21 protein-coding genes, 4 tRNA genes and 2 pseudogenes are annotated in these 21,828 nt (G+C 59.0%); 14 read left to right on the top strand and 13 right to left on the bottom strand.

Annotated elements, in window-relative coordinates:
* Positions 1 to 40: 40 nt before the first annotated feature.
* From menD to HMPREF1261_RS04055, 4 genes are read left to right on the top strand one after another with little or no spacing between them, the layout of a single operon-like run.
* Positions 41 to 1,663 carry a 2-succinyl-5-enolpyruvyl-6-hydroxy-3-cyclohexene-1-carboxylic-acid synthase gene (menD, locus tag HMPREF1261_RS04040; protein WP_023030075.1) on the top strand — a complete coding sequence of 541 codons (1,623 nt, stop codon included), beginning with the start codon at positions 41 to 43 and terminating at the stop codon, positions 1,661 to 1,663.
* Positions 1,664 to 2,113, top strand: a complete 450-nt coding sequence (locus tag HMPREF1261_RS04045; protein ID WP_023030076.1) for a DUF3592 domain-containing protein — start codon at positions 1,664 to 1,666, stop codon at positions 2,111 to 2,113. It abuts the gene before it with no gap.
* 60 nt (positions 2,114 to 2,173) lie between these two features.
* Positions 2,174 to 3,373 carry a glycosyltransferase family 1 protein gene (locus tag HMPREF1261_RS04050; RefSeq protein WP_023030077.1) on the top strand — a complete coding sequence of 400 codons (1,200 nt, stop codon included), beginning with the start codon at positions 2,174 to 2,176 and terminating at the stop codon, positions 3,371 to 3,373.
* Positions 3,374 to 3,384: 11 nt separating this feature from the next.
* Positions 3,385 to 4,089 (top strand): demethylmenaquinone methyltransferase, encoded by a 705-nt coding sequence (locus tag HMPREF1261_RS04055; protein ID WP_023016699.1) that lies wholly within the window; start codon positions 3,385 to 3,387, stop codon positions 4,087 to 4,089.
* A 15-nt stretch (positions 4,090 to 4,104) separates the two neighbouring features.
* Here HMPREF1261_RS04055 and HMPREF1261_RS04060 read toward each other — a convergent pair whose 3' ends face one another.
* Positions 4,105 to 5,373, bottom strand: a complete 1,269-nt coding sequence (locus HMPREF1261_RS04060) for a geranylgeranyl reductase family protein (protein WP_023030078.1) — start codon at positions 5,371 to 5,373, stop codon at positions 4,105 to 4,107.
* 98 nt (positions 5,374 to 5,471) lie between these two features.
* On the opposite strand from HMPREF1261_RS04060, the gene HMPREF1261_RS04065 reads away from it, so the two are divergent.
* Entirely contained in the window at positions 5,472 to 6,476 is a 1,005-nt protein-coding gene (locus tag HMPREF1261_RS04065; RefSeq protein ID WP_023030079.1) for a polyprenyl synthetase family protein, read from the top strand.
* Between the two features lie 110 nt (positions 6,477 to 6,586).
* Positions 6,587 to 6,668, top strand: a tRNA-Tyr gene (locus tag HMPREF1261_RS04070).
* A 124-nt stretch (positions 6,669 to 6,792) separates the two neighbouring features.
* Here the strand turns inward: HMPREF1261_RS04070 and HMPREF1261_RS12410 are convergent.
* From HMPREF1261_RS12410 to HMPREF1261_RS12730, 4 genes and pseudogenes are all read right to left on the bottom strand, one after another.
* Positions 6,793 to 6,999: pseudogene (locus HMPREF1261_RS12410) on the bottom strand (IS256 family transposase); the annotation flags it as partial.
* Between the two features lie 125 nt (positions 7,000 to 7,124).
* Positions 7,125 to 7,454 carry a transcriptional regulator gene (locus HMPREF1261_RS04075; RefSeq protein WP_005276819.1) on the bottom strand — a complete coding sequence of 110 codons (330 nt, stop codon included), beginning with the start codon at positions 7,452 to 7,454 and terminating at the stop codon, positions 7,125 to 7,127.
* Entirely contained in the window at positions 7,447 to 7,851 is a 405-nt protein-coding gene (locus tag HMPREF1261_RS04080; RefSeq protein ID WP_005276821.1) for a hypothetical protein, read from the bottom strand. The genes HMPREF1261_RS04075 and HMPREF1261_RS04080 overlap by 8 nt, the downstream gene beginning before the upstream one ends.
* A gap of 161 nt (positions 7,852 to 8,012) precedes the next feature.
* Positions 8,013 to 8,144: pseudogene (locus HMPREF1261_RS12730) on the bottom strand (IS256 family transposase); the annotation flags it as partial.
* 269 nt (positions 8,145 to 8,413) lie between these two features.
* Here HMPREF1261_RS12730 and HMPREF1261_RS04085 point away from each other — a divergent pair.
* Positions 8,414 to 9,013 (top strand): hypothetical protein, encoded by a 600-nt coding sequence (locus HMPREF1261_RS04085; RefSeq protein ID WP_232207984.1) that lies wholly within the window; start codon positions 8,414 to 8,416, stop codon positions 9,011 to 9,013.
* 475 nt (positions 9,014 to 9,488) lie between these two features.
* On the opposite strand, the gene HMPREF1261_RS04095 is transcribed toward HMPREF1261_RS04085, so the two are convergent.
* Genes HMPREF1261_RS04095 through HMPREF1261_RS04105 form a run of 3 tightly spaced genes read right to left on the bottom strand, consistent with a single transcriptional unit; the run spans position 9,489 to position 12,314 of the window.
* Positions 9,489 to 10,292, bottom strand: coding sequence for an ABC transporter ATP-binding protein (locus tag HMPREF1261_RS04095; protein WP_023030081.1), 804 nt, complete (start codon positions 10,290 to 10,292; stop codon positions 9,489 to 9,491).
* Between the two features lie 22 nt (positions 10,293 to 10,314).
* A complete protein-coding gene (locus HMPREF1261_RS04100) occupies positions 10,315 to 11,370 on the bottom strand; it encodes an iron chelate uptake ABC transporter family permease subunit (RefSeq protein ID WP_023030082.1) in 1,056 nt (351 codons plus the stop codon).
* On the bottom strand, positions 11,367 to 12,314 hold the full coding sequence (locus HMPREF1261_RS04105) for an iron ABC transporter permease (RefSeq protein WP_084538509.1): 948 nt from the start codon (positions 12,312 to 12,314) through the stop codon (positions 11,367 to 11,369). Before HMPREF1261_RS04105 ends, HMPREF1261_RS04100 begins: the two co-directional genes overlap by 4 nt.
* 141 nt (positions 12,315 to 12,455) lie before the next feature.
* Here HMPREF1261_RS04105 and HMPREF1261_RS04110 point away from each other — a divergent pair, with 141 nt between their 5' ends.
* Positions 12,456 to 13,493, top strand: coding sequence for an ABC transporter substrate-binding protein (locus HMPREF1261_RS04110; protein ID WP_023030084.1), 1,038 nt, complete (start codon positions 12,456 to 12,458; stop codon positions 13,491 to 13,493).
* 165 nt (positions 13,494 to 13,658) lie between these two features.
* Here HMPREF1261_RS04110 and HMPREF1261_RS04115 read toward each other — a convergent pair whose 3' ends face one another.
* From HMPREF1261_RS04115 to HMPREF1261_RS04135, 5 genes are all read right to left on the bottom strand, one after another.
* Positions 13,659 to 15,236 (bottom strand): phospho-sugar mutase, encoded by a 1,578-nt coding sequence (locus HMPREF1261_RS04115; RefSeq protein WP_023030085.1) that lies wholly within the window; start codon positions 15,234 to 15,236, stop codon positions 13,659 to 13,661.
* 3 nt (positions 15,237 to 15,239) lie between these two features.
* On the bottom strand, positions 15,240 to 15,887 hold the full coding sequence (gene deoC / locus HMPREF1261_RS04120; RefSeq protein ID WP_023030086.1) for a deoxyribose-phosphate aldolase: 648 nt from the start codon (positions 15,885 to 15,887) through the stop codon (positions 15,240 to 15,242).
* An 11-nt stretch (positions 15,888 to 15,898) separates the two neighbouring features.
* Positions 15,899 to 17,254 (bottom strand): MFS transporter, encoded by a 1,356-nt coding sequence (locus HMPREF1261_RS04125; RefSeq protein ID WP_023030087.1) that lies wholly within the window; start codon positions 17,252 to 17,254, stop codon positions 15,899 to 15,901.
* A 15-nt stretch (positions 17,255 to 17,269) separates the two neighbouring features.
* Positions 17,270 to 17,995 (bottom strand): purine-nucleoside phosphorylase, encoded by a 726-nt coding sequence (deoD, locus tag HMPREF1261_RS04130; protein ID WP_023030088.1) that lies wholly within the window; start codon positions 17,993 to 17,995, stop codon positions 17,270 to 17,272.
* Positions 17,996 to 18,108: 113 nt separating this feature from the next.
* Positions 18,109 to 19,044: a sugar-binding transcriptional regulator gene (locus tag HMPREF1261_RS04135; protein WP_034653776.1), complete on the bottom strand. Its 936-nt coding sequence runs from the start codon at positions 19,042 to 19,044 to the stop codon at positions 18,109 to 18,111.
* Between the two features lie 174 nt (positions 19,045 to 19,218).
* Between HMPREF1261_RS04135 and HMPREF1261_RS04140 the strand changes: the two genes are divergently transcribed.
* The 6 genes from HMPREF1261_RS04140 (at position 19,219) to rplK (ending at position 21,779) form a co-directional block, all read left to right on the top strand.
* A tRNA-Thr gene (locus HMPREF1261_RS04140) sits at positions 19,219 to 19,294 on the top strand.
* A 48-nt stretch (positions 19,295 to 19,342) separates the two neighbouring features.
* Positions 19,343 to 19,414 (top strand) — tRNA-Met (locus tag HMPREF1261_RS04145).
* A gap of 137 nt (positions 19,415 to 19,551) precedes the next feature.
* Positions 19,552 to 19,624 (top strand) — tRNA-Trp (locus HMPREF1261_RS04150).
* Between the two features lie 173 nt (positions 19,625 to 19,797).
* Positions 19,798 to 20,130, top strand: a complete 333-nt coding sequence (gene secE / locus HMPREF1261_RS04155; protein WP_023016713.1) for a preprotein translocase subunit SecE — start codon at positions 19,798 to 19,800, stop codon at positions 20,128 to 20,130.
* A 129-nt stretch (positions 20,131 to 20,259) separates the two neighbouring features.
* Complete coding sequence (gene nusG / locus HMPREF1261_RS04160) at positions 20,260 to 21,165, top strand: transcription termination/antitermination protein NusG (RefSeq protein WP_005276843.1); 906 nt, start codon at positions 20,260 to 20,262, stop codon at positions 21,163 to 21,165.
* Positions 21,166 to 21,335: 170 nt separating this feature from the next.
* A complete protein-coding gene (rplK, locus tag HMPREF1261_RS04165) occupies positions 21,336 to 21,779 on the top strand; it encodes a 50S ribosomal protein L11 (RefSeq protein ID WP_005276845.1) in 444 nt (147 codons plus the stop codon).
* The last annotated feature ends 49 nt before the right edge of the window (positions 21,780 to 21,828 follow it).

Raw genomic sequence — 21,828 nt, forward strand, 5'->3', positions numbered from 1 at the left:
ATTCCCAGCCGCTGCGCCGCAATAGGTAAAATCTGGCAGCATGAATGAATCGATGCAGCTGGCTGAACAGGTGGCCGCCCAATTGGCGCGCCACCTTACTGATGTGGTGCTGTGCCCGGGATCCCGCAACGCACCGCTGTCCCTTGCGCTCTTAGCGCGCGAGGATATCCGGGTGCATACGCGCATTGATGAGCGCGGCGCTGCGTTTACCGCCTTAGGCATGGCGCGCGTGCAACACCGCCACGTCGGGGTGGTGATGACCTCCGGCACGGCCGTGGCCAATACGCTGCCCGCGGTGGTTGAGGCGCACTATTCGCATACCCCGCTCGCCATTATTAGCGCAGACCGCCCGGAGCGGTTGATCGGCACTGGCGCCTCCCAAACCATCGTGCAAGATGGCATCTTCGGCGTCTATGCGGATACCACCCAGGTCAATGCGGCAGAGGATATCGCCGCCCTTGCGGAGCGGTTTGAGCGCGACCTCCAGGTGCATATCAATATCGCCTTTGACGCACCCCTGGTAGGAGATAGCCTGCCGGAACGGGTAAGTGGCGATGGCACCCGCGCGGCCACCCCGCGGTTTTATGACCACGGCGAGGTCGCGGTGGACTTGAGCAAAAATACCCTCGTCATCGCCGGCGATGAGGCCTGGGAGGTCGAGGGCTTAGAAGACGTGCCGACCATCGCGGAGCCCTCCGCGCCGGGGCCGTTCCACCCCGTGCACCCGGCCGCGGCGCATATTTTCCGCAAGGCGCAGGTTTCCGCGAATGACTATGTGGTCAATACCAAGGTCGAGCAGGTCATCGTGGTGGGCCATCCCACGCTGCATCGCGGCGTGCTCGCGCTGATGAATGACCCGGATATCGAGCTCGTGGTGCTCTCGCGCACGGCGGACTTTACCAACCAGCGCGGGGATAACGCGCGCCTTGGCACCACTGTCAAGACCACCGGGGAGCCAAGCCGCGAGTGGCTCAAGATTTGCCAGGGCGCGACCGACATGGCCGGCGAGGCCGTGCGCACAACCCTGGAGGATGAAGAGCTCGGGTTTACCGGCCTGCACGTAGCGGCGGCGGTAGGCGATACGCTCGCGGTCAATGACACGGTGGTGCTCGGCGCCTCGAATCCGGTGCGTGATGCCTCCCTTATCGGTATGCCCTTTGACGGCGTGGATACCTACGCCCCGCGCGGGGTGGCGGGCATCGATGGCACTGTCTCCCAAGCCATCGGCGTCGCCCTGGCCACGCAATCGCTGGACCCCACCAATTGGCGCGCCCCACGCGTGATGGCCCTGGTAGGGGATGTGACCTTCTTGCACGATGCCAATGGGCTGCTGATCCCGGAGGACCAGCCGCGGCCGGAAAACCTCACCATCGTGGTGGCCAATGACAATGGCGGCGGCATCTTCGAGACCTTGGAGCAAGGCGCGCCCGCGCTTCGCGATGCCTTCGAGCCGGCCTTTGGCACGCCGCATGGGGTGGGCATCGGCAAGCTGGCGGAGGCGTATGGTGCCGACCACCGCTTGGTGACCACCCCGCAGGAGCTGCTGGATACCCTGGCAGAGCTCAAGGAATACTCCACGGGCATTACCATCGTGGAGGCGCAGACCACCCGTGCCACGCGCCGGGCGCTGCAGGATAAGCTCACGCAGAAGGTGGGCCAGTAAGTGGCCCCGCGCTATAGGCCCGCGGTTTTTCGGCGCCGGCTGCACCAGCTTGTGCTGGCCATCTATGTGGCGCTGATCGTGGGGTCGGTGGGCCTGGTGGTAGGGCCCTTCCTCAATGACCGCGCCATTTCCGCGCAGCCTAGCCGGGCCTTGGCAACGGTCAAGGACGTCGGCGCGCTGCGCACTACCGTGGATTTCCAAGATAGCGATGGGATCTATCATTCCCCACGGCAAGGCTTGCTCTATCCGACGGATCTGGGCGAGGGCCAGCAGGTATGGGTGCAGTACGCCGAGGACAACCCGGATTTGGTGAAGGTAGAAGGCCGCGAGTGGACCTTGGCGGTCATACCGGCGCTGTCCGTGGCGGTTGTATCTACGCTTGCCGCCGTGGGGTTGTGGCGGCTTATCACCGTGACCACCCGCCGGGCTGAAAATCGCGCTGAAAAATAATTTACCCAGATTTTTCATTGGATTCACCAAAGGCCAAGAAAAATAGGCCATTATGGTGGCATGCGAGTTGCAATCGTGGCCGAATCGTTCCTCCCCAATGTCAATGGCGTGACAAACTCGGTGCTGCGCGTTTTGGAGCACCTGCACGAAACCGGACACGACGCGATTGTCATCGCTCCCGGTGCCCGCGAGGGCCAAGAAGAAATCCCCGATTATTTAGGCTTTCCCATCTACCGCGTGCCCACCGTGCGCGTGCCGCTGGTGGATTCGCTGCCGGTGGGCGTGCCAACCACGGCCGTGGATGACGCGTTGCGGAAATTCAGGCCCGATATCATCCACCTAGCCAGCCCGTTCGTGTTGGGTGCAGCGGGCGCATTTTCGGCCCGCCAACAGCGCATTCCGGCAGTGGCGCTCTACCAAACCGATGTCGCAGGCTTCGCCACCAAGTACCATGCCTCCGCCTTGGCCTACGCCGTGTGGGAGTGGCTGCGCACGATCCACAACTCTTGCCAGATGACCTTGGCGCCATCCTCGCTGACCATCCGGGACTTGGAAAAACACCACATTAAACACGTGCGCCACTGGGGCCGCGGCGTCAATGCTGAGCTTTTCCATCCCCAAAAGCGCTCTGCTAGTCTGCGCCGCAACTGGGACCGCAGTGGAAAGAAGAACATCGTCGGCTTCGTCGGCCGCTTGGCCGCGGAAAAGGGCGTGCACCGCTTGTCCGCACTCAATGGCCGCGAGGATATTCAGCTGGTTATTGTTGGTGACGGCCCAGAGCGCCCTCTGCTGGAGGCACAGCTTCCCGGCGCCGTGTTTACCGGCGCGCTCAGCGGTGAGGAGCTGGCGCAGGCCTATGCCTCGCTCGATGTTTTTGTGCACGCCGGCGAATTTGAAACCTTCTGCCAGTCCATCCAGGAGGCCCAGGCCTCTGGCGTGCCCACCATCGGCCCGCGGGCAGGCGGGCCCGTGGATCTTATCCAGGAAGGTTATAACGGCCTGCTCTTAGACGTGGATAGCTTTGTCGAGGACCTGCCCAATGCCGTCGATGCGCTTTTAAACCCAGAGATCCATGCGGAGTTGCGGGATAATGCACGCGCCGCCATTTCTTCTAAGACGTGGACCGCGCTGTGCGAGCAGCTGGTGGGCTATTACGAAGAGGTGTTAGAAGATACCCGCCGGGTGCCGCTGACCATTTTGGGGCAGCGCCCAGAGCTGCCACGGTGGGCGGCTCGTGCCCTTGGGGCGCGCGTAGCCTAGACTAGGCATTTGTGTCTAAGGCAGATCTGGATAAAAAGCCCTTCGACGTCGCGCGCATGTTTGACGCCGTCGGCGAAAAATACGACCTCACCAATACCGTCTTGTCCTTTGGGCAGGACAAGCGCTGGCGCAAGCGTACCCGCGAGCGCCTTAACCTGCAGCCGGGGGAGAAGGTCCTCGACCTCGCGGCCGGAACCGCGGTATCTACAGAAGAGCTGTCTAAATCCGGTGCGTGGTGCGTAGCCTGCGATTTTTCGCGCGGCATGCTCGCCGCCGGAAGCGAGCGCGATGTGCCCAAGGTGGCCGGCGATGGCATGAAATTGCCCTTTGCGGATAATACGTTTGACGCCGTCACCATCTCCTATGGCCTGCGCAATATCCACGATTACGAGCTGGGCCTGCGGGAAATGGCGCGCGTGACCAAACCGGGCGGGCGCCTGGCGGTGGCGGAATTTTCCACGCCCATCGTCCCGGTATTTGGCACCGTGTACAAGGAATACCTCATGCGCCTGCTGCCCCCGGTTGCGCGCGTGGTCTCCTCCAACCCGGATGCCTATATTTACCTCGCGGAATCCATCCGCGCTTGGCCTGGACAAGAGGAATTGGCGGCGGCCATCAACCGCAATGGCTGGGCCAACGCGGGCTGGCAAAACCTCACCCTGGGTATCGTTGCCTTGCACTCGGCAACGAAGCCGCTTGCCGATGCCCCACAGTAACCCCTTGTAGCCCGCCTAGACCGCCGCGGTGGAGGCCCACAGGGGCGTATCGCGCCGGACGGCGCCTACGCTGCGGCCCGCCATGCGCCACAGGCGGGCGATAAGGTCGCGGTCCTCCTCCGTGATGAGGTTGCCCATAAGGCGGGCTGCGGCGGGCATCAGCAAGCGGCCCACCGGCCCGCGCAGCGCCAATGGGCTCGCCACGGGCAGGAATTGCGGGTAGGTCAACAGGCGGGCGGCCGTGCGCGCAAGGAGGAAGGATTCGCCGTAGTGCTCGCGCAGGGTGGCCGGCCACGCGAGGGTGAAATCCTTCGGCCCGAGCATGCCCACCGCGAGCGCTGCGGTCTCGAGGCCGTAGTCGATGCCCTCGCCGTTTAAGGGGTTGACGCAGGCGGCGGCATCACCAATGAGCATCCAATTGGCCCCCGCCACATTAGAGACCGCCCCGCCCATGGGCAGCAGGGCAGAGGTGACGTGTTCGATGTCTCCAAGGCCCCACTCCGCGCGCTGCTGGGCGGCGTAGAACTCTAGCAACTTTTTGGTATTAATCTTGGCCGGCCGCTGCGCGGTCGATAGCGCGCCGACGCCGATATTGACCTGCCCTAGCTCTGCACCCAACGGGAAAATCCACCCGTAGCCGGGCTGGACTGCATCATCTTCATCTTTTAATTCCACGTGCGAGTGCATCCACGGCTCGGTTGCTTGAGGGGAGGCGGCATAGGAGCGCGCGGCGATGCCATAGACCTCGTCTCGGTGCCAGGTGCGGCCCAATTGCTTGCCAAAGGTAGAACGCACGCCATCGGCCACGATGAGCCATTTCGGCCGAATAATCTGCTCGCCGATGCGAAACGAGGTCACCCGGTTGCCCTCCATCACCGGGGCGCTTGCGGGGGTACCGGATATAAGCGTGGCACCTGCGGCGGTGGCAGCCTCTACCAGCTGCGCATCGAGCCTAAAGCGCGGCAGGGCAGTGCCCACCTGGGAAGGATAGGTTTGCGGCCACGGGGCGGTGACGTCTCCGCCGTAGCCGTGCAGCTTGAGCCCGCGGTTGCGGTAGGAGGCGTTAACGGTGATGCCAAGCTTGTCTAGCTGGTGCATTGCCCGTGGGGTGAGGCCATCGCCGCAGGTTTTATCGCGGGGGAATGTGGCTGAATCAATGAAGACAGTCTCATAGCCTGCGCGGGCGGCGTGGATGGCCGCGGCACTTCCTGCGGGTCCTGCACCGATGATGGCGACTTCGACAGGGCGGGGGGAATCGATCTGTTCCGACATAGGGACTATCATTGCACTAGTTCAACCCCTCAAGTGTGTTAAGGGGGCTGGTTTGGACTACGGTAGATAAACGATTATCTCTGGCTTTTAATTGCAAGGAACGCTATTTAATGACTCACGGCCACTCGCATGCCACTCACGTGGATCTTGGTGATCCACAGCTTAATGAACGCATTGGCGCGGGCATGGAAGCAGTAGAAGAAAAGCTGCGCAGTGAAACTGACCGCGGCCAGGACTTCTTGAAGGACAAGGTAAGCCATCTGTCCAAGGCAGGCGGCAAGCGCTTTCGCCCGATGATGGCCCTGCTTGCCTCTGAGTACGGCACCAAACCGGGCTGTGAAGAGGTTATTAAGTCCGCCACCGTTGTGGAGATGGTGCACGTTGCTACCCTGTACCACGATGATGTGATGGATGAGGCGGACCGCCGCCGCGGCGTGGAATCCGCCAACTCTCGGTGGAATAACTCCGTAGCCATCCTTGCCGGCGATGCCCTCCTCGCACACGCCTCCCGCCTGATGAGCCAACTAGATACCCATACCGTAGGCCACTTCGCGGATACCTTTGAAGAGCTGGTGACCGGCCAGATGCGCGAGACCATCGGTGCCGGTGAAGCCAACCCCGTGGACCACTACATGGCCGTTATTCAGGAAAAGACCGCGGTGCTTATCGCCTCGGCCGGCTACCTCGGCGCGTACCACTCGGGCGCCTCGGCCGACCACGCTGCGGCCCTATACCGCATTGGCGGTGCCATCGGCATGATCTTCCAGATCGTGGACGATGTCATCGATATCTTCTCCGATCCGAAGGACTCCGGAAAGACCCCGGGCACCGACCTGCGCGAGGGCGTGTTTACCCTCCCAGTCCTCTACGCCTTGGAAGAAGACGGCGTGGTGGGAGACCAGCTGCGTGAGCTGCTGACAGGACCCCTAGAAACCGATGCTGAGGTCGAGCGTGCCATCGAGCTCCTGCGCCAGTCTGGCGGCCGTCAGAGGGCGCTAGAGGACATTAACGCCTACCTACGCACCGTAGAAGAACAGCTTTCCGTGCTGCCGGAAAATTCCGCTAGCCAAGCGCTGCGCCAGCTCGCGGATTACACCGTTCGCCGCGTGGGCTAGCTGCTTGTCGATGTCCCCTCTTACACACCCCATTTCTCCCTGCTGCGCTGGCGATTTGGAGGTAGGTGGGTGCTTTATAGTAAAGTACATACACGCACCACAGAGTGCATGCCAGGTTGCCCGAGCGGCCAAAGGGAGCGGACTGTAAATCCGCCGGCATTGCCTTCAGAAGTTCGAATCTTCTACCTGGCACAACATGGAGCCCCACAAGCTGAAGCTTGCGGGGCTTCGTGGCATATGCGACAAAAAGTGTGTCTTGGGGCTTAAAGGTGGGTTAAGGGTCAAAATGTGTGTCTGGCTCGGCGTGTCGCTTGGGCTAGATTTGGCCTTTTTGGATGCCGATTGAATGGGTGTAGTTGGTGTCGATAGCGTTGTCGTAGAGGGTTGGTCGTCCTGTTTCGTGGTCGGCTTGGTTCTCGTTGTGGGTCAGGGTTTGTACTTTGGCGAGTTGGTCCTGGCCCCAGTTGGACTGCCTGGCGATTTCTACGGGATCGTCGGGCAGTTCTGTTTTTAGATACAGCCATCACGCTTGCCGACGTTTTCTCGGCTCCGCTCACTACCATTGAGAACGGTGGGCACTTCCCGGGGAGTGACGGCTACCTCGAATTTCCGCAGTTGTGGCAGCACATTATGCAGTGGCTGCGCAGCCTATGAGCCCTCTGTCATGGCTTTAAGTGCGGCAACGTGCTGTGCATAGGCTCCTGTTCCAGTCTGAGTCAACGCGACCCAGACGGCGTCTTTCGCGCGCGTGGAGCCATATTCGCGGGTGCGGCTGATATAGCCGCTGTCCTCAAGATGTTTCAACTGCTTGGACAGCGTATCGGCGGGAAGCTCGGTGAGTTCTGCAAGCACGGCGTATTTCATCTGCCTGCCGTCGGTTGCGCCTGAATGGAACAGCGCGGCACAAATTTTAAGCCGATTGATGGGGTGGATGACCGGATCCAGCTTTGCTGGGCGTGGTGAAGAATCCTTAGACATTGACACCCTTTACAGCGGCGTTGCGGTTCTCATACAACATCCACGCGGTAGCTGCAGTGACTACCGCTCCGGAGAACACTATCCAGGGCCATGAATCCGGCGTCGGTGTTGTAGACATGATCATTGCACCGGGTAGCAATACTCGTGACCAGGTTGCGTGATCGTTGCTCGGACCCATATTTGGATCGAGGCGCACGAATGGGTTTGCAATCTTATCCTTGAGGAGATAGCCCAGAACGAACGTCGGTACAAGAACCGCGAGGCCGTACCACCATGACAGCTTGGTTAGCGCGAGACCGCCGCCGACGCCAAGCGCCACTATCGCCACCGCCCACCAGCTCTGTTTCCACGTGGTGCGCTTTTGAACGTCGTGAATGATCTTAAGGTCGTCGCTCATCGTTCTTCTCCCTAACGCCAACTTCCCTGGTTTGCAACTAAGGCAAGTGTAACACTCGCTGTGCATGCAAGTCTAATGCTTGCCAAGTATGCAAGTGAAGGACTGTGCATAGTGGGAATGTAGCTACGCTCGGGGGTCTAACGGGACTGGTGGTCTGCTACTGTGACATCTGGCCGACTTTTATTGACTGAGGCTCCGCAGGCCTTACATCGCCATCGGGTAGTGCCTTTGCTGGTTGTTCCATTGCGTTTGGTATCACCGCCGCAGTAGCAGCGTGGTCGGTTCTTTGGCATTGAGTCACCACACCACCGCCTACTACCACAGACTGGCAGCCACACTGGGGATTTACCGTGTTGAGGCCAGATATATGCTCCCAAAGCATATATTTCACGCTAACCTACAGGTCAGAACCTAAAAATCCCCGATCCCAGACACACTTTCTAACCCTTAACCCTTAAAGGTCAAAAGGGGATACTCCAGTTATGTCTTGCGCAGGACGATCGCAGACCTTATCATCCACCTGAGTTCATTCGTATTCCAGAATTCAGAAAGAGGTTTTTCCTTGAAGTTCGGAACTAAGCTTGCTGCTTCTATCGCACTAGCTTCTGTACTCGCACCAGCGCCAGTCGCTACATCCGCAGAAACTCCTCAGAACGAGGTTCAGCAGTCAACCAACATAGGGACGGGAAATGATGTCCTTAAGGAAAGGATTGCTAAGGCCCAGGAGGAGCAACAGGCACTTCTCGTAATCAATGACGCTAATGAGAGTGGATACTCCGCTGAAGTAGTAAACGGCAATGTTCATAAAGAAGCAGACGCAGTAGTTGTAGAAAGCCCGAATGGCAAAGAAGAAGCTCTGCCCACTTCAAAGACTCTCACCACTGGAGAGAAAGTAGACATCGAATACTCGGTAGAGGGCAACCAGATCGCTGCAAAGTATTCAACGAATGTTGATCCAGAGTTGGTCGACGCAACCCTCATTCAGACTCGGTCTGCTGCTGGGTGTGCGGGGACCATCCTCGTAGGGATCGGAGGGACTACAGCAGCTGCAGTCGGGGTCGCCTCTGCACCGCTCACAGGCCCTATTGGGCCTACGCTGGCTGCAGCTACCATGGCAAGCGCATCTGGTTCTATCATAACAGCCGCTGACCAGTGCGGATAAATATAGGAAACACGAAAAAGTAAGGGGATAAAAATGGGCCTTGGACGTAGAATGCTGATCATTGCGTTGAGTACAAACGTTGCAATGATGTGCTTTGTGAGTGCTGTTCTAGAGATAGTTCTGCCGAATGATATACCGCAGTGGATCATCTTTGGAAATATTGTTGTATTCGTGGCATGTGTCTACTACACATACAAAGCAGTGACGGTATGGCCGGATAAAGATAAAGAGGAAATGGCCACGGGTAGGTGATTCCCAAATTTTGAAGCGTCCTGGGTTGAGTTCCGCTCCGTTTACGACCCTGTGTTGATGGGCTGAGTGAGATAGTATTCGGTTTCTACTTCTTGTGGGGTGGCGTAGTCCAAGGCCTTATGAATCCGCTGGGCCTGACCCCCGATGTGTCTACTTTCCGGGGGTCAGGCCCTAGTTTAGATTTCCCGTCTACTCAGAGGAAAAACCTGGGACACTTCAAACTTCAGTCTGGAATGATCACTGTCCGTCCTTGCTGCCCAGCCTTGGTAACCTCTACGGGTAGGCCATATAGGTGCTCAATTAGTTCTGAGGTGATTATGTCCACGGGATTTCCGTGGGCGACTAACTGCCCGCTTTGCATCGCTACTATATGGTCGGCGAAACGTATCGCTTGCTGGAGGTCATGTACTACGGCGATGACTGTTTTGCGCTCGTTTTCGCTGAGGTTTCTCACCAGAGTGAGCAAGTCATGCTGATAGCCCAAATCCAAAAAGGTTGTGGGCTCATCTAGTAGGAGCACTGGGGTGTCTTGGGCTAGCGCCATAGCCAACCAAGCGCGTTGGCGTTGACCGCCGGATAATTCATTCATCCGCCGGTCAGCCAGCGAATCCAGTTCCACCGTCGATATTGCTTGGGATACCTTGTCGAAGTCCTGGCTGCTGCGCTGCCCTAGCGGTCCTAGGTGTGCGAACCTACCACGCGCTACCAGTTCCGTCACGGTGAGATGCTCAGGGGCTATTGCATCTTGGGCCATGAGCGCGATGCGCCGCGATAATTCCTTGCGGCCAAAAGAATCAATCTCTTTGTTTTCTAAGGAAATAGTGCCTGCCTCTGTGGGCAATACTCGCGCCATAGCGCGCAGAAGGGTGGATTTGCCACAGCCATTGGGACCAATAATGCACGTAAACTTTCCGCGCGGGAAATCCACGCTTACGTTGTTTACGGCGGTGAAGTCACCGTAAGTGACGGTAGCGCCCTGTACTGCTACCGCGATGTCTCCATCGCTGTCTGAATCTGGGAAAGCCATTATGGGAAAAGTCCTTTCAAAATTACCTGCGGTAGGTGCGGTGCGCGAAGAGCATGAGGATGATCAGATACGTGCCGCCCAAGGTGACGGTTACGACGCCAACCGGCAGCATGGTGGGGTGGAAAAGCTGTTGCCCTATGATGTCGCAGACCAATAGCAAGGTGGCGCCGATAAGCGCACCAACAGGGAGGCTGACTCGTTGGCCACCGGTAAGGAACCTTGTCAGGTGTGGTGCCGCTAAGGCTACGAAAGAAATCGGACCGGCCAGCGCGGTGCACAGTGCTGTTAAAAGGGCAGAGAGGAACACTAGAACAAGGCGGGTGCGGGTTACATTTAGGCCGAGGGAGTAGGCGGTGTCATCGGCAAGCTCTAGGGCCTCGCAACGCGACCTCAACGTGAAAGCTAGCACGATGATTAGTGCCAGCACGATGGCCGCTGGGCCGATGAAAATCCATTCAATGCCGTTGAGCGAACCAGCAGCCCACGTGGCCGCAGTCATGGCCGTGTCCAAATCTGCGCTCAAGATGAGGTAACGGTTGACCGCAGAGAGCGTAAGGGAGACTCCGATACCGACCAGGATGAGTCGCATGCCGCTTACCTGTCTGTGCAGGGCCAGGACGACGATGATCAGCGCGGTGATCCCGCCTCCGATCACCGCTCCTAATGCGACGTTAATAAAACTGCTGAACCCTAAGTAGCTCACCACGATCACCCCGGTATAGGCACCGGTGTTAAAACCAATGATGTCGGGCGAGCCCAGCGGGTTGCGGGTTACGGTCTGAAAAAGTGTGCCGGCGATAGCGAGGCCAGCTCCTACCACGATGGCAGCGGTGACTCTGGGCAAGCGCCATTCGTAGATTACGGTGGTGCCGAAGCCGGAGTCGGGGTGAATGAGCGCCTGCCAAGCCGACACGCGATCTAGTCCTGCGCCAGGGTACGTCAGCGCTACGACGGCAGCGAGAAGGACTGCGGCGATGCCCACAAAAAGCACGATTATTTCGCGGCGGCGGTATCGCGCAGCGATGGTGCGTACCGAGGTGGTAGCGGTCCTCGTGGCATTTAGGTCTGTGGTCCTCATAGAACCACCTGCTTGCGTTGTGCAAGGAAAATGAGGAAAGGAGCACCGATTATCGCGACGGTTACTCCGGCGGGTAACTCGCCGGGCAAGATAAGCCGCCCAATGATGTCGGCGAAGAGAAGCAGATTTGGACCGATTAACCCACTAATCCAAATCTGATCGCGCTCATTGGTGATGCCTACTTGGCGAACCAAGTGGGGGACAAGCATGCCGACAAATGCTAAAACGCCGACTGCGGCAGTGGTCGTTGCGGCGAGCAAAGACACAACAAAGAGGGCCAATGCGCGGGTTTGGGCTACGTTGATGCCAAGTGCTTCTGCAGCGTGTTCACCTAGCGGCAGGACGGTCAGGCGGGGTGCTAGGAAAAGCAGCATCACTGCGGCGATAGCCAATCCACACCCCATGAGATAAAGCGGGGTGGTAGCGGCTATATCCATGCTGCCCACCATCCACGCCTTGATTCGGGCGAAGGCTTGCGGACCTAGGAGCGACATGCCTTCAGAAAGGCCTTCGAACACAGCGCTTAACGCCACGCCGGCAAGCACGATACGGAGCGGATCAATGGCTCCAGACACGTCACGTCCTAGGCGCGCAACTAATAGCATGGTGCCACTCGCGCCGATCAAGGCGGCGGCGGTAAAAGCTATGGGCGAAGATAGTCCGAACACGCTAAGTGCGAGCGCGGCCGCGAAGGCGGCACCGGCGTTCATACCGAATACTCCGGTATCTGCCAGCGGGTTTCGGGTGATGATCTGGAGAATGCAGCCGGCGACCGCGAGCCCAGTACCCGCAAGGATGGCGGCGACGGTGCGTGGGATTCGTCGCTCGTAGAGGATGTCTCCAGCCGTGCCGCTGCCGGGGCCACCGCGGAGGCCTGCGACTATTTCAGAGGGGCTAAAAGACTGCGCGCCGATGAATAGGCTGAGCACAATCAGAAGCACCATTAGCAGAAGTGCAAGTGCAAGGAATACGCCGACCCGCCACCTGCGGCGACGAGCATTCGGTACACCCATTGGGGGGAGCGTTGATTTGGTATGCGTCATATTATTTTCAACAAATAAGTAAGTTAGCTTAGGCTAACCATTATGTCAGAAGTATTGTTCAACAAAAAACGCCTGCTATCAAGCATGGCTGCCGCCGTCGCCATTGCCTTGTCACTGTCTGCCTGCAGTGCCGCCGAAAATGACGAATCCAAGGGTGGTTCGGGCAATGAAAGCGTCTCCCATAGTGGTGAGCGCTTTGGTACAGCAGATGAAGAAACCGCCAAGTTGGGAACTGACGCTGAGCCCGGCCAGTTCCCGCGCACTATCAAACACGCCAATGGTGAAACTGAGATCAAAGAGAAGCCAGAGCGCGTAGTGGTGCTGGATATGGGTGAGCTCGACTCTGTGCTGTCCTTGGGGATTAAGCCGGTAGGCATGGTTACCTCTAAGGGTGCGAATCCAGTGCCGGATTACTTGGCTGACAAGGTGAAAGACGTACCTTCGGTGGGCACCATTCAAGAGGTGAACGTCGAAAAAATCGCGGAGCTAAAGCCTGATCTCATTGTGGGCAGCCAGCTGCGCGTGGACGATCTCTACGGGCAGCTTTCCGATATCGCGCCGACCGTGTTGGCTATTCGCCCAGGATATCCATGGAAGGAAGACTTCCGGCTGATCGGTGATGCGCTCGGTGAAGAGGAGAAGACTGTCGATATCCTCAATGACTATGCGGATACCTTGGCTCAAATCAAGGAGAAAATGCCGAAGGACACGACGGTCTCCATGCTTCGATTCATGCCAGACAAGATCCGCCTGTACGCCAATAAGTCCCTCATCGGTGTCATTCTGCGCGATGCGGGACTGGATCGCCCAGAAAACCAGGACATTGATGAGCTGGCAGCGGAGATTTCTCCAGAGTCCATTTCTGAGGCAGACGGAGATTACCTGTTTTACTCCAGCTATGGCGATCCATCGGCCACTGGTGAGGACAAAATTGTCGAATCCGAACAATTTAAGAATCTATCAGCGGTGAAGGAAGGCAAGGCCTTCCGCGTCAGCGATGAACTCTGGTTCTTGGGCCTTGGCCCAACGGGTGCGAAGAAGATCGCGGAAGAACTAGTCGAATACTTGGATGTTAAGTAATTGACCTGATGGCACGAGGGCCCGCCCGAGTGGGGTGCTTCCCGCGTAGGGAAAGAAGAGCCCTTGTGCTCTAGGCCGCCTTATAAAGCCGTATGGGCCAGCAGATTCGCGCTATGGTGGCGATATCCTGCTGGCCCATAAGACTGTCTTCAGTAAGCGGGCGGATTAGAGCCCGAAGTAATCGCGCAGGTCGGCCGCGATGGCATCGAGGCGACCGGCGTCGGGGGACTCTAGGTAGCACTTGAGCTTGGGCTCGGTGCCGGAGGGACGAACGATGACGCGGTCATTGTTATCGGTGAAGAACTTCGAGCCTTGGGCAAACTTTTCCACCTTGGACACCGGGGAGCCGGCGAGCTCCGTCGGCGGGGTGGTAGAGACCTTGTCCATTGCTTGGGTAATCAGGCTCAGGTCCTCGACACGGAAAGTCAGCGGCTGCGTGTGCAGGGCGCCGACTGTGGCGTAGATGTCATCCAAGCGGTCCAGGAGGCTGCTTCCAGTGGCCTTGCATTCGGCGGCGAGGCTGGCGAGCACCACGGAGGTAGAGATGCCGTCCTTATCGCGCACAGCGTTGGGATCGGGGCAGAAGCCAATGGCTTCTTCGTAGCCGAAGGCCAGCTCCGGGGTGCGGGCGATCCACTTGAAACCGGTCAGGGTTTCCTCGTGGCCGAGGCCGTAGTGCGCGGCGATGCGCCCGAGCAGGCGGGACGATACGAGGGAGTTGGCGAAGTTACCGGTAGCGCCGCGGCGGGCGAGGTAATCACCAAGCAAGGCACCGGTTTCATCGCCACTGAGCTGGCGCCAGGTGCCATCGGTAGGCACAGCGGCGGCGCAGCGATCGGCGTCGGGGTCGTAAGCGATAAGGATATCGGCACCGATTTTCTCGGCATGCTGGATGCCAAGGTCTAGGGCGCCGGGCTCTTCCGGGTTGGGGAAAGAAACCGTGGGGAAATCTGGGTCAGGAGCGGCCTGTTCTGGTACCAGCGAGACGGTAAATCCGCAGCGAGACAGCAGTTCCTTACCCAGCTCGGCGCCCACGCCGTGCATGGCGGTCAGCGCGATGGTGATATCGGTATTGTCACCGACCAACGCGGCGGCGCGCTCAAGGTACTCCGCTCGGGTATCGACGTCCTCGATGTGATCGGAGGTGAGCGGGACTTCGTCGGCGTAGGGGGCCTTAGCAATGGCGGCGGCGATTTCCTTATCGGCCGGGGAGATAAGCTGCACGCCCTCGCCCGGGCCGGTGGCAACGCGGCCACCCAGGTAGACCTTGTAGCCATTATCGGCAGGCGGGTTGTGGGAGGCGGTAACCATAATGCCGGCGTCCGCGCCCAAGGAACGCACCGCGAAGGCGGTCAGCGGGGTCGGGTTCTGCGCGGGCAGGACCAAGGCCTTTCCGCCTGCGGCGGAGATAACCTGCGCGGCATCGCGCTGGAATTGCGCGGAGCCGTGGCGGGCATCGCAGCCGATGACCACGACTGGGGTATTCACCTGCTGCTTGAGCCAGGTGATAAGCCCGTAGGTGGTGCGAATGACCACGGCGCGGTTCATGCGGGATTCGCCCGCGCCCACGGCCGCGCGCAGGCCCGCGGTACCAAAGTTCAGGGGACCGGCGAAGGCGGCGGCGAGTTCTTCGGAGTTATCTTCCTCGATCCACGTGAGCACCTGACGGGCGGTGTCCGCATCCGGATCGTGTTCGGCCCAGGTGCGGGCGTAGTTGATGTCGAAGGTCTTATCCACAGACATGGCTTAAAGCTCCTCGAGGATCTTGGCAGAGGAGGACAGCCCCAGGCGGCTGGCGCCGGCCTCGATCATGGCGAGGGCATCCTCGGCGGTGCGAATGCCACCAGAAGCCTTCACGCCCAGCTTGTCGCCCACGGTCTCGCGCATGAGTTTGACCGCGTGGGTGGAGGCACCGCCGGCGGGGTGGAAACCGGTGGAGGTCTTGACAAAGTCCGCCTGAGCGGCAGCGGCAGCCTGGCAGGCGAGGACAATGGCGGCATCGGAAAGCGCGGCAGACTCGATGATGACCTTGAGCACCTTGCCTGGGATGGCATCGCGCACGGCCTGGATTTCTGCCTGCAGCTCCTTGGCGCGGCCCTCGATAGCCAGCGGGATATTGATGACCATGTCTACTTCCTCGGCGCCATCGGCAACCGCGCGGGCGGCCTCAGCGGCCTTGATTTCCGGCTTGACGGCTCCGGAGGGAAAGCCCACGACCGTGGCGACGTGGAGGGACTCTGGGGTCTCGAGCGGCAGGGCGGAAGGGGAGACGCACACGGCGTAGGTGCCAAGCTCGGTGGCCTCTTCTACCAGGGCGCGGAATTGCTCCGGGGTGGCCTCCGGCTTGAGCAGGGTGTGGTCGATATAGGAAGCAACGTCAGTGCGAGAAGTCATGGTTTTCTCCTTTAAGAAATAGCAGCGGATTCTTTACGGGCCATCTTGAGGTCAGAGACCACATAGAGGCCGGAGCCGATGGCGGCGATGAAGGTGAGGACCAACAGCGTGGTGGTGTAGCTGGTGGATTCCTGCAGCTTGGCGGTATAAGCAATGCCCAGGGGTACGGCGATATTGATGGTGAGGTTGTAGAACCCAATGGCGATGCCGGACTTTGCTGCGCTGATATTGCGCAAAGCGGTATTGACCAGAGGGGCGTACATCAGGGCAAAGCCGCTGGCAAAGGCCACGATGGCGATGATGAGCACGGAAACGTGAACCTGTGCGAAGAACGCAGCGAACAAGAGTGCGCCGGCAACCATGCCAAAGGCGGTGTAAATGGTGGCGCGAGAGGACATGACCTTGCCAATCTTGCCGGAGAAGATACCGACGAGGATGGCGCAGATATAGCCGGGCACCATCAACAGCGAGGCCTGATCCAAGCTCATGCCGTGCATGTCATGGGCTGCGAAGGGCAGCAGGAAGATAAAGCCCAGCTGCGTGGAATAGACAAAGAGCACCATGATAATGGTCCACACGTAGCGGCCATTGGTGAAAAATTCCGGGGTGACCACGGGGTTCTTTGCGTTCTTGATGTGCACGGTGAATGCGGCAACGCCAACGATGGCAAAGATGAGCCAATACCAGGTGTAATCCTGCATGAACAAGATGAGCGCGCTGGCGAAGAGAGCAACGTAGAACAGGCCTAGCGCATCCAGGTGGCTTTCCACGGCCTCATCTTCCGGCACATTCTTAATGATGGGCGGAATGGTCAGCAGGAGAATGAGCGGGATGAGGAACATCGCCGTCCAAGACACGTGGGTGGAGATGAATCCGGAGGTTAGCGCGCCAATGAGCAGGCCGGCCTGGAAGGCGGCGGTGGAAAAGCCGAGGTAGGTCTTTTGATCATCCTCGCTCAAGTGCTTGGTCACGTAGATGACATAGAGTGTTTCAGCGGCGGCCAAACCGGTGGTTTGAATCAGGCGGCCGGTTAATACCATGGCCCACGAACCGGAGAAGACGAAGGCCAGGATGGAACCCACGGCCACAAAAACGATGCCGGTAAGCATCAATTTCCGGATAGAGATGGAGTCCGCCAAGGCGGCGTAGACGACGGCGCCGATACCAATGATCACGCCGGCCAGGGAGGCCTGCAGCGACGCGGTCTTATCGGAAATTTCGAGCGCTTCCGCGATCGGCATGGTCATCGTCTTGAAACCATTGTCAATGATGAGGGAGAAGACGAAGACGAACAGCAGGATGGGGACGGCGGCCTTGGGGTTTACCTGGGTGCGATCACCCGGGGTGGCCTTAACTTTTTTCAGCATGGCGGCGGGGTCCTTTTAGTCCAGCGCGTTGAGAGGCAGAGCAAGCTCCACCATGGTGCGGAAGGCGGTCTGGCGGTCTTCAGCGGAAAGCTGCTTGCCGGTGACGATGTTGTCAGAGACGGTAAACAGGCCCAAGGCGTCGACGCCGGCCTCAGCGGCGGTGGCATAGAGCGCTGCGGATTCCATTTCCACGCCGAGTACGCCCATGTGCGCCCAGCGGTCATTGACGGTCTGGTCCATGTTGTAGAAGATGTCCGAGCTCAAGATATTGCCCACGTGGATGTGCTGGTTCTGCTTCTCGGATTCATTAACCAAGGCCTTGAGCAGCTTCCACGATGCGGTGGGAGCGTAGGTACCTGGCAGGTCATACTGGGACAGGAAGTTGGAATCGGTGGAGGCAGAGGAAGCAACGATGACATCGTGCAATTCGATGTCCTCTTGCATCGCGCCGATGGAGCCGACGCGGATGAGCTTTTTCGCACCGAACTTGTGGATGAGCTCCCAGGAGTAAATGCCGATGGACGGGATGCCCATGCCGGTGCCCATGACGGATACTGGCTTTCCGTTATAGGTGCCGGTAAAGCCCAGCATATTGCGGATTTCGTTGAATTGGACGGTGTCTTCGAGGAAGTTATCAGCAATGAACTTCGCGCGCAGTGGGTCACCGGGCAGCAGGATGGTCTCTGCGATTGGTGCGCCGTGCGGGTTGATGTGCGGGGTGGAAATGTCGGTGGCGGACATTGACGTGCTCCTCCATGTGAACTTCGGGTGTGTACATGGGTTAGTCTAGTCCGCCCGGAACCAATGTCAATGGGATGGTTAACAAATGTTCCCTCAGTGTGACGCGTTTTATGTTAATTATGCTCCAATAGCCTGTGAGCTGTGGATTGATCGGTTACAAGGTGGGTGGCCAAGCCCATCTCAAGGGCTACGTTGATGGCGCGGGTTTTGGTGTGTCCGCCGGCCACGAGTACGCGAGTGGGGCGTTGGGTTAAATCGTCCAAGCCGATGCCGACGGTGCGCGCATCCACGGCGGGGGAGGCGATGGCGCCCTCGGCGGTATAAAAGCGGGAACAGACATCGCCTACGGCATTGGTGAGAAGTTCCTCACTTTCTTCCTCGGTGAGATAGCCCAGGTTCAGCGCCAGGGACTCCTTTTCGATGGCCCCCGCGGTAAATACCGCCACGTCCACGGACGCCCCCATATCGAGGATTGTGGAAATGTGCCGGTCGCGGACGACCCACTCCTTGGCCTCGACGGAATCAAAGATGACCGGGAGGGGGAGTAGGTGTGCCTCGGCATTAAAGGCCTGGGTAAATGCCTGCATAGTCTGCAGATCCTTGGTGGAGCGCTCCGAGTGGGAGTGTCCACCTTTGAGCTGGACGATGTCCACGCCCTCTAGCGGACGCTTGCGTAAATGGGAGGCCACCGCGGACATGGTCTCGCCCCAGGAAAGGCCTACCGAGGTGTGATCGGTAATGAGCTCTTCCAGTAGGGCGGCGCCAGCGCTGCCTAGATCAGCGAGCAGGGATCCGCCGGGAGGGGTGGCGGTGACGCGGGCATCGGCAAGCGAAAAGCGCTCGCAGAGCGCAGAAACCAGCTCATCGGACTGCTCGCGGGGATCGGTAATACTCACGGTGACAAAGCCGCGCTCGGCGGCGTGGGTGAGCAATTTGGAGACCGTCGGCCGGGAAATTCCCAGGTGCGCCGCCACCTCCGCCTGCGAAAAACTGGAGTTGTAGTAGAGCTTCGCGGCGTCGAGAGAAAGACAGTCTTTATGATCCAGCATGTCTTTCATTCAAGCACACCGGGCGGGCAGGACCACCATCGTCTAAGCCCCAGAAATTTGCTCACTTATGGGCGCTGACGTGGCGATTTGTGAAAAGTGGAGGTGGCAGGTTACATTAATGAAGTCCGCAACGGAGAGCACAACGAAATATTGACGTGCTTGATGCTGGGATATGCCCCCTTAGCTCAGTCGGCAGAGCGTTTCCATGGTAAGGAAAAGGTCGACAGTTCGATTCTGTCAGGGGGCTCCATTCATGTCTGGAGGAAATATCTTCCTGCAGGATGAAGGTGTTCACCATGGCGGTGTAGCTCAGTGGTAGAGCAAGCGACTCATAATCGCTGTGTCGCGAGTTCAATTCTCGCCATCGCTACCGGGAAAGAAAAGCGCCACTGCGGCGCTTTTTTACTACCGTGCCTATGGCCTTAACGGAGCACTGGTTTCCGTGCGGAATTAGGGATCTGGTAAGGTCATCGGCGCGTGACGTTCAAGCGTCACGGATAACAAAATAGGGGCGTGGCGCAATTGGTAGCGCAACGGTCTCCAAAACCGTAGGTTGCAGGTTCGAGTCCTGTCGCCCCTGCAAGAATCCCCGTCACCAGCTTTCCAGGTGGCGGGGATATTTTTGTCACAGATGCGGCGCACCCGCCCTGGCGTGCTTTCCTGTCCGTGCAGCTTTTGCTAGGGTTGACAAAGTTATGTCTGGGCGGAGATTCATGCCTAGAAAAAGAATTCATTTCCCAAGGAGGGTTAGCTGTGAGCGATGAGCAGCAGCCGAACGGCTCGGCGGCCCCGCGTCCCACCGGTAAGCGTCAGCTTTCTGGTGCGGCTTCCACGACCTCCACGGACTCGGCGAAGAAGAACGTTGTCCGCGTTGAGGATAAAAACCGCACCGACAGCCCGGGTGGCGGCATCGCCGCATTCCCCGGCGAGGTTGTCTCTGAAATGAAGAAGGTGGTCTGGCCCACTCGTGGGGAGATGCTGCAGTACACCCTCATTACGTTCGCCTTCTTGATTGTCATGACCGCGCTGGTTTGGGGCGTTGATACCCTGGCTGGCCTCGGAGTTGAGAAGATTCTGACTAATTAGCTAGAATGACCCCATAATCTTTTATCCCGCTGTTTCCGCACTCCGGAACGGCGGGATACTTTTTGCCCACGCGCGCCGCGGGTAGGCTGGTTCTACAACACGCGCCGATGACATTTTGGAGTACCACTCATGAGCGACGAGAATAACGTCGAAAACCCAGGAACCTCCCTAGAGGAGGCCATGCAGTCCAACGTGCAGGAGCAGGCTGCAGAGCACGCCAGCGCAGTCGAGGACGCCCAAGAGGAGGCCGCAGCGCCGGCTGAGGATGGCACCAACAACGCAGACGCTGCGCTTGCCGATGCCCCCGCGGCAGAAGCCGAGTCCGCCGCGGAGTCCGCAGAGGCTGCCCCAGCGGAGTCCGCCGAAACCGAGGAAGAGGCCGAGGACGCCGCTTACCGCAAGCGCCTGCGCGACTTCACCCGCGAGCTGAAGAAGCAGCCGGGCCAGTGGTACATCATCCAGTGCTACTCCGGCTACGAGAACAAGGTGCGCACGAACCTCGACATGCGTGCCCAGACCCTTGAGGTGGAAGACTCCATCTTTGAGGTCGTCGTCCCCATCGAGCAGATCATGGAAAACAAGGACGGCAAGAAGAAGATTGTTAAGCGCAAGCTGCTGCCGGGCTACGTCCTGGTGCGCGCTGAGCTTAACGATGCCGCTTGGTCCGTCATCCGCGAAACCCCCGGCGTGACCTCCTTCGTGGGCAATGAAGGCAACGCGACGCCGGTCAAGACCCGCGACGTGGCCAAGTTCCTCATGCCGAATGAAGCGCCCGCCACCAAGGGCGAGGCCGCCCCGAATGAGCAAGAGGGCGAGCAGGTCGTCGAAATGCCAGAGAAGGAAGTGGCCAAGAAATACGCCCACGACTTCGAGGTGGGCGAGGCCGTTACCATCCTGTCCGGCCCGCTGGCTGCCGTATCTGCCACCATTTCCGAAATCGACCCGGAAACCGGCAAAATGCAGGGCTTGGTCTCCATCTTCGGCCGCGAAACCCCAGTGGAGTTGTCGCCGACGGAAATCGAGCGCATTTCTTAAAAAATGATTTTGTGCAGGGCGCACGGTGTTCTAGACTGGAACGCCGTGCGCCTTTTGCGTGCGCACACGTAAATCGTTTCATCCTCCGGTGGCCCACTGAGGTGAGCATCCGGACGGGCCGCGTTATTCATCGTGACGCAGGTCCGGTACCACAGGAAAGAGGTAATTCGATGGCTCCAAAGAAGAAGGTATCTGGCTTCATCAAGCTGCAGATCGAGGCTGGCGCCGCTAACCCGGCACCGCCAGTTGGCCCGGCACTCGGTGCCCACGGCGTCAACATCATGGAATTCTGCAAGGCTTATAACGCCGCTACCGAGAACCAGCGTGGCAACGTGGTCCCTGTTGAGATCACCGTCTACGAAGACCGCTCCTTCGACTTCAAGCTGAAGACCCCGCCGGCAGCCAAGCTGCTGCTGAAGGCCGCAGGCGTTCAGAAGGGCTCTGGTGTCCCGCACACCGATAAGGTCGGCTCCGTCACCTGGGATCAGTGCAAGGAAATTGCACAGACCAAGTTCGAGGACCTCAACGCCCGCGACATCGAGGCCGGCGCACACATCATCGCTGGTACCGCCCGCTCCATGGGCCTTAACATCGATGGCGCACCGGAGAAGTAAAAACTTTATGTGGTAGGGCCAGCTTCGGCCCGTCAAATACCACGCCAAT

This window comes from Corynebacterium sp. KPL1818 (assembly GCF_000478135.1).
GTDB classification, from domain to species: Bacteria; Actinomycetota; Actinomycetes; order Mycobacteriales; family Mycobacteriaceae; genus Corynebacterium; species Corynebacterium accolens.